The sequence below is a fragment of the Agromyces sp. C10 genome, assembly GCF_023217995.1.
Taxonomy (GTDB): Bacteria; Actinomycetota; Actinomycetes; order Actinomycetales; family Microbacteriaceae; genus Agromyces; species Agromyces indicus.
This window is the reverse complement of record NZ_JALPSX010000019.1, coordinates 1-1,030: the sequence shown is the minus strand read 5'-3', so window position 1 is coordinate 1,030 and position 1,030 is coordinate 1. Positions and strand designations below refer to the sequence as shown.

At 68.1% G+C, this 1,030-nt stretch carries 1 protein-coding gene; it reads left to right on the top strand.

The window, feature by feature from the left end; all coding sequences use genetic code 11:
• Positions 1 to 96 precede the first annotated feature (96 nt).
• A partial coding sequence (locus M1L56_RS15820; RefSeq protein WP_248599962.1) for an IS481 family transposase occupies positions 97 to 1,030 on the top strand: 934 nt, incomplete at its 3' end.

Genomic DNA, 1,030 nt, shown 5'->3' with positions numbered 1-1,030 from the left:
CTAGCTGTACTCGGTCACATCGTTAGTGACTAGCCGATAGGGAGAAGGCCTCCATTCTTGGTGGTGTCTAACGTCACCGAAGAGGGAGGCCTTCTCTTGGTCCACCGTAATGCGCGGCTCGCTCCGGCGGGTCGCCTGATCCTGGTTCAGCGGGTGCTCTCGGGTCGCCCGGTCGCGCATGTCGCGAAGGAACTCGGCGTGTCACGCCAGTGCGCGCACCGTTGGGTGTCCCGATTCCGGCAGCAGGGTATGGCCGGGCTGATCGACCGCTCCAGCCGACCGCGATCGAGCCCAGCTGCGACTTCACCGGCAGTGACCGCGCGGCTGCTCGAGCTGCGCCGCCGCGAACGGCTCGGCCGGGACGAGCTGGCCCGTCGCTGCGGGGTGAGCCCGTCGACCGCGTCGCGGATCATCGCCCGGGCCGGCCTACCGCGCCTGCACGAGCTGGACCCGGTCACCGGGATCCGGATCCGCGCCTCGCGTCGCACCCAGGTCCGCTACGAGCATCCCGCCGCGGGCGACCTGATCCACATCGACGTGAAGAAACTCGGCCGCATCCCTGACGGCGGCGGTTGGCGGATCACCGGCCCGGACACGATCAAGCACCGCCAGGACACGCGCGTGAAGATCGGCTTCGACTACATCCACGTCGCCGTCGATGATCACTCCCGGCTCGCGTACGCCCAAGCCCTGCCTGACGAGAAGGGCGCGACCTGTGCGGCGTTCCTGCTGGCCGCGGCCGAGTTCTTCGCCGGTCACGGCATCACGATCAGCCGCGTGATGACCGACAACGCGCTGAACTACCGCCGATCCAACGACTTCCGCGCCGCGCTGGCCCTCCTCGGAACCAAGCACGTGCTGACCCGCCCGCACAGTCCCTGGCAGAACGGCAAAGCCGAACGCTTCAACCGCACCCTCCAAGAGCAGTGGGCCTACCGACAGCCATTCACCTCGAACCAGCACCGGCTCGACGCGCTCGGCCCCTGGCTCGACCACTACAACTACGATCGAGCCCACACCGCCTGCAACG